This window comes from Micromonospora sp. NPDC049580 (assembly GCF_040675595.1).
Classification (GTDB): domain Bacteria; phylum Actinomycetota; class Actinomycetes; order Mycobacteriales; family Micromonosporaceae; genus Micromonospora.
The window spans coordinates 1-5,340 of the sequence record NZ_JBFAPG010000440.1 but is presented as its reverse complement, the minus strand read 5'-3'; the positions used below and the strand labels follow the sequence as shown (position 1 = coordinate 5,340).

Annotated in this window: 4 protein-coding genes; 3 read left to right on the top strand and 1 reads right to left on the bottom strand. The window is 71.9% G+C overall.

The genetic code is table 11. The features are described 5' to 3' along the window. Window positions 1-58: 58 nt before the first annotated feature. Window positions 59-1,264 (bottom strand): 4-hydroxyphenylpyruvate dioxygenase, encoded by a 1,206-nt coding sequence (gene hppD / locus AB0J68_RS26305; protein WP_354857418.1) that lies wholly within the window; start codon window positions 1,262-1,264, stop codon window positions 59-61. 130 nt (window positions 1,265-1,394) lie between these two features. Here hppD and AB0J68_RS26300 point away from each other — a divergent pair, with 130 nt between their 5' ends. The 3 genes from AB0J68_RS26300 to AB0J68_RS26290 all read left to right on the top strand — a co-directional run bounded on the left by AB0J68_RS26300 (window position 1,395) and on the right by AB0J68_RS26290 (window position 5,205). Continuing rightward, complete coding sequence (locus AB0J68_RS26300; protein ID WP_355065001.1) at window positions 1,395-1,901, top strand: Lrp/AsnC family transcriptional regulator; 507 nt, start codon at window positions 1,395-1,397, stop codon at window positions 1,899-1,901. Between the two features lie 106 nt (window positions 1,902-2,007). Next, window positions 2,008-3,423: a PQQ-binding-like beta-propeller repeat protein gene (locus tag AB0J68_RS26295; RefSeq protein ID WP_363940897.1), complete on the top strand. Its 1,416-nt coding sequence runs from the start codon at window positions 2,008-2,010 to the stop codon at window positions 3,421-3,423. A gap of 114 nt (window positions 3,424-3,537) precedes the next feature. Beyond that, complete coding sequence (locus tag AB0J68_RS26290) at window positions 3,538-5,205, top strand: fumarate hydratase (protein WP_363940894.1); 1,668 nt, start codon at window positions 3,538-3,540, stop codon at window positions 5,203-5,205. The last annotated feature ends 135 nt before the right edge of the window (window positions 5,206-5,340 follow it).

Below are 5,340 nucleotides of genomic sequence, written 5' to 3'. Positions count from 1 at the left end.
GGAGGCCCACCGACCGGCGGCGTCGGGTACGGCGGAGGCTGCGTCACGCTCGACAGTGTTACAGGTTGCCGCGGGCTTCCTGCTCCCGCTCGATGGCCTGGAAGAGGGCCTTGAAGTTGCCCTTGCCGAAGCCCAGCGAGCCGTGCCGCTCGATCAGCTCGAAGAAGACGGTCGGGCGGTCCTGCACCGGCTTGGTGAAGATCTGGAGCAGGTAGCCGTCCTCGTCCCGGTCGACGAGGATCTTGCGGGCCTTGAGCTCCTCGATCGGCACCCGCACGTTGCCGATCCGGGCGCGCAGCTCCGGGTCCTCGTAGTACGAGTCCGGGGTGTCCAGGAACTCCATGCCGGCGGCGCGCATCGCGTCGACACTGGCCACGATGTCGTTGGTGGCGACGGCGATGTGCTGGGCGCCGGGGCCCTGGTAGAACTCCAGGTACTCGTCGATCTGCGACTTCTTGCGGGCGATGGCCGGCTCGTTGAGCGGGAACTTCACCTTGCGGGTGCCGTTCGCCACGACCTTGCTCATCAGCGCCGAGTAGTCGGTGGCGATGTCGTCGCCGATGAACTCCGCCATGTTGGAGAAGCCCATCACCCGCTTGTAGAACTCGACCCACTCGTCCATCCGGCCCAGCTCCACGTTGCCGACCACGTGGTCGACGGCCTGGAAGAACCGCTTCGGCTGGAGGCCGGCGTCGATCATCGGCTGCCGGTCCACGATCGGGCCGCGGGCCACGAAGCCGGGCAGGAACGGGCCGCGGTAGCGGGAGCGGTCGACCAGGGTGTGCCGGGTGTCGCCGTACGCCGCGATGGCGGCCATCCGGACGGTGCCGTTCTCGTCGCTCACCTCGTGGGGCTCGACGACGCCGGTGGCGCCCTGGGCGACGGCGTGCGCGTACGCGGCGTCGACGTCCGGCACCTCCAGCGCGATGTCGCTGATCCCGTCGCTGTGCTTCGCCACGTGCTCGGCGCCGTCGGCGTCCGGGCGGACCGCGCCGGTCAGCACGAACCGGGCCGAGCCGCTGGTCAGCACGTACTGGGCGTGGTCGCGGTAGCCCTGCTCCGGGCCCCGGTACGCCACGCAGGTCATGCCGAAGGCGGTGGAGTAGTAGTGGGCGGCCTGCTTGGCGTTGCCGACCAGGAAGTGCACGTGGTCGAGCCCACGGACGGGGAACGGGTCGTGGCTGATGTCGTGGTCGACAGCGCCGACGAGCCGGTCGACGTCGACGTCCTCGGTCGACTGGGGTCGGTCGATCGCCTGGGTCATGGTGGCCTCCCTCGCGTACCGGCCGGCCTCGTGGGCCGGTTCTTGACCGAAGGATCGCGGTGCGGGCGTCGAGTGGGCAACTGTCGGTGTAAATGCTGGTCAGGTTGTGCATTCGGTATGGTCTTGACCCGTGAAGGGTGAGCAAGCTGTGCAGCTCGACGCGCTCGACGTGCGATTGGTCGAACTGCTCGCCGAGGAGCCGCGGATCGGGGTGCTGGAGTGCTCCCGGCGGCTCGGCGTGGCCCGGGGCACCGTGCAGGCCCGGCTGGACAAGCTGGTCGACCGGGGTGTCATCGGTGGCTTCGGCCCGGAGATCTCGCCGGCCGCGATCGGGTTCGGGGTGACCAGCTTCGTCACGCTGGAGATCAGTCAACGGCAGGGCCACGACCCGGTCACCGCTCACCTCGCGGCGATCCCCGAGGTGCTGGAGGCGCACACCATCACCGGCTCCAGCGACCTGCTCTGCCGGATCGTGGCCCGCTCCAACACCGACCTGCAACGGGTCATCGACCAGATCGTCTCGTCCGCCGGCATCACCCGCGCGTCGACGATCATCGCGCTGGCCGAGCAGATTCCCTACCGCACGCTGCCCCTGGTCCGCAGCGCCGTCCGGGCCGAGGGACGAACACCCACGTAACACCTCCGGGCCCAGAAAGCGCGGCGACACGGCGGCGCGGGGCGTACGGAAGATCCGTGATCGTGGCTACGGTGTGCGGGTGGCGAAGGGGAGCGTGCGCGGTGGGCTGCTGCTCGGCCTCGCCGTGGTCGTCGCCCTCGCCGCCACCGGCGTGTGGAACCCGTTCCCCGGCCTGTGGGAGTGGGTGGACCGCAGCGAACCCATCTCCGAGCCGGACGTGGTCTGGCAGCAGCGGGTCGGCGGCACCCCGCGCAGCGTGACCATCGCCGGCGACGCCGTCGTCGTCGAGCAGCGCACCCGGGTGGAGGCCCGCAGCCTGGCCACCGGCGCCCAGCTCTGGGAACGCAAGGCGGACTGGTCGGCGGTCGCGGGCGGCGACCGCGACCCGGTCGTCGCCGTGGGCAAGCTCCTGGTCAAGGGGTACGAACTGCTCGACCCGACCACCGGGGCGACCCGGCGACGCGACGACGACGCCGTGGCCGTGTGGACGTACCGCAACCTGCTGCTGGACGCCCGCTGCACGGATGCCACCGACTGCACCCTGAGCGCGTGGGACCCCCGGGGCACCGCCCCACTGTGGACGGCCTTCCTGCCCGGCGTGCACAGCGGCCTGCTCGCCGACAACCCCGGCCTGCGCGGCACCCGCCGGCTCACCGCCACCCGCGTCGACGACGGGGTGGCCGGGCCGGAGCCGGTGCCTCCGCTGCTCGGCTTCCCGGTCGACGGCCGGGTGCACGTCGTGGACACCGCCACCGGCCGGGTGCTGCAGAACGTCGAGCCGGGCCGGGACGAGCGGCTCTCCGTGGTGGGCGGCCGGATGCTGCGGATCGCCGCCCGCTCCCAGGACGGCACCTGCTACTTCGCCATCTCGGCGCGGGACCCGGCGACGGGGCAGGAGGCGTGGCAGCGGGCCGGGGTCAACCTGCGCACCGCCGACACCGCCGGCTGCGTCCAGCGCGAGGACCCGCAGGGAGCGCGCAACGTCCTGATCGGCGTGGGTTCGGACGGCCGCGAGGCGGTCATCGACGGGTACGACGGGCGGCTGCTCTGGGTCGGCGAGGCGAGCACCAAGCTCGTCGCGGTCGACGACCGTTACGCGGTGTTCCGCTCCGCGGACAAGCGCTCGGTGGTGTCCCGTGAACTCGGCGCCGACCGGGTGCGGTGGACCCGTCCGGCCAGTGCCAAGGCCGGCGCCGCGCTCACCCCGTACGCGGCGGTGCTCGCCGACGAGAAGCCGTCGAGGTTGGTCGCCCTCGACCCGCGCAGCGGCCGGGAACTGGCCGTGCTGCGGACCTCCGCGAACGCCCTCGCCGTCGGTTCGCAGGGAATGATCATCGGTGAGGGGCGGGAGATCGGGTACGTCCGCTTCGGCGCCACCGGGGGCACCCCCGTCCCGCCTCCCGGCGATGGTGGCAACCCCGGCCCCGGCGGCACCGGCCCCGGGCGGGGCAACGACGGCGACGGTGACTGCGGGCCCAAGGGTGAGCTGTGTCCCGATCCCGACGGCGGCAAGGACGGCTGAGCGGGCGGGACGTCGGTGCGCGGAGCGCGGCGGACCTCGGAGGATGAGAGCGGCGTCCCAGACCCTGCCCGGCGGGTGGGAATGATCGACCGGTCTGCCCTAGGCTTGCCGCTCATGAGCAGTGCCGCCGCATTCTCGTACGCCCCTCTGCTGCCGACCGGTCCCGACCAGACGGACTATCGCCTGGTCACCGACGAGGGCGTGGACGTCGTACACGGCCCGGGGGGCCGTCGTTTCCTCACCGTGGAGCCGGCCGCGCTCACCGCGCTGACCGCCGAGGCGATGCACGACATCGCGCACTTCCTGCGCCCGGCGCACCTGGCCCAGCTCCGGGCGATCATCGACGACCCGGCCGCGTCGCCGAACGACCGGTTCGTCGCGCTGGACCTGCTGCGCAACGCCAACATCGCCGCCGGCGGGGTGCTGCCGATGTGCCAGGACACCGGCACCGCGATCGTGATGGGCAAGCGTGGCCGGCACGTGCTGACCGACGGCGCCGACGCCGAGGCCATCTCGCGGGGCGTCTACCAGGCGTACACGAGGCTCAACCTGCGCTACTCCCAGCTCGCCCCGCTGACCATGTGGGACGAGCGGAACACCGGCAGCAACCTGCCGGCCCAGGTCGACCTGTACGCCGAGGACCCGAACGGGCACCCCGACGCGTACAAGTTCCTGTTCATGGCCAAGGGTGGCGGCTCGGCCAACAAGTCGTACCTCTACCAGGAGACCAAGGCGCTGCTCAACCCGACGCGGATGATGCAGTTCCTGGAGGAGAAGCTGCGGCTGATCGGCACGGCCGCCTGCCCGCCGTACCACCTGGCCATCGTCATCGGCGGCACCTCCGCCGAGTACGCGCTGAAGACCGCGAAGTACGCCTCCGCGAAGTACCTGGACGCTCTCCCGACGCAGGGTTCGATGAGCGCCCACGGCTTCCGGGACCTGGAGCTGGAGGCGGAGGTGCTGGAGCTGACCCGTAACTTCGGCATCGGCGCGCAGTTCGGCGGCCGGTACTTCTGCCACGACGTGCGGGTGGTCCGGCTGCCCCGACACGGCGCCTCGTGCCCGGTGGCGATCGCCGTCTCCTGCTCGGCCGACCGGCAGGCCGTCGCCAAGATCACCCCGTCGGGCGTCTGGCTGGAGCGACTGGAGACCGACCCGGCACGGTTCCTGCCCGACGTCACCGACGACTCGCTCGACTCCGAGGTGGTCGTCCGGGTCGATCTGAACCGGCCGATGGACGAGATCCGCGCCGAGCTGTCCAAGTACCCGGTGAAGACCCGACTGTCGCTGTCCGGCCCGCTGGTGGTGGCCCGCGACATCGCCCACGCCAAGATCGCCGAGCGGTTGGACGCCGGTGAGCCGATGCCGCAGTACCTGCGCGACCACGCGGTCTACTACGCCGGCCCGGCGAAGACCCCCGAGGGGTACGCGTCCGGCTCGTTCGGCCCGACCACGGCCGGGCGGATGGACGCGTACGTGGAGAAGTTCCAGGCCGCCGGTGGCTCGCAGGTGATGCTGGCCAAGGGCAACCGGTCCGGTCAGGTGACCCGCTCCTGCCAGCAGCACGGAGGCTTCTACCTCGGCTCGATCGGCGGCCCCGCGGCCCGCCTCGCCCAGGACTGCATCAAGCACGTCGAGGTGCTCGAATATCCGGAGCTGGGCATGGAGGCGGTCTGGAAGATCGAGGTGGAGGACTTCCCGGCCTTCATCGTGGTCGACGACAAGGGCAACGACTTCTTCGCCGAGGTCACCAAGCCGGTGCTCACCGTCGGCCGCCGCTGACTGACGCGTACGCGAAGGGGTGCCGGGCGAACTCGCCCGGCACCCCGGCGGTCGGGCCTGCGCGGGCCCCCACGGGGGGCCCCCCCCCCGGGGGGGGTGGGGGCCCCCCCCCCCGCGGCTGGCGGCACCCCCCAC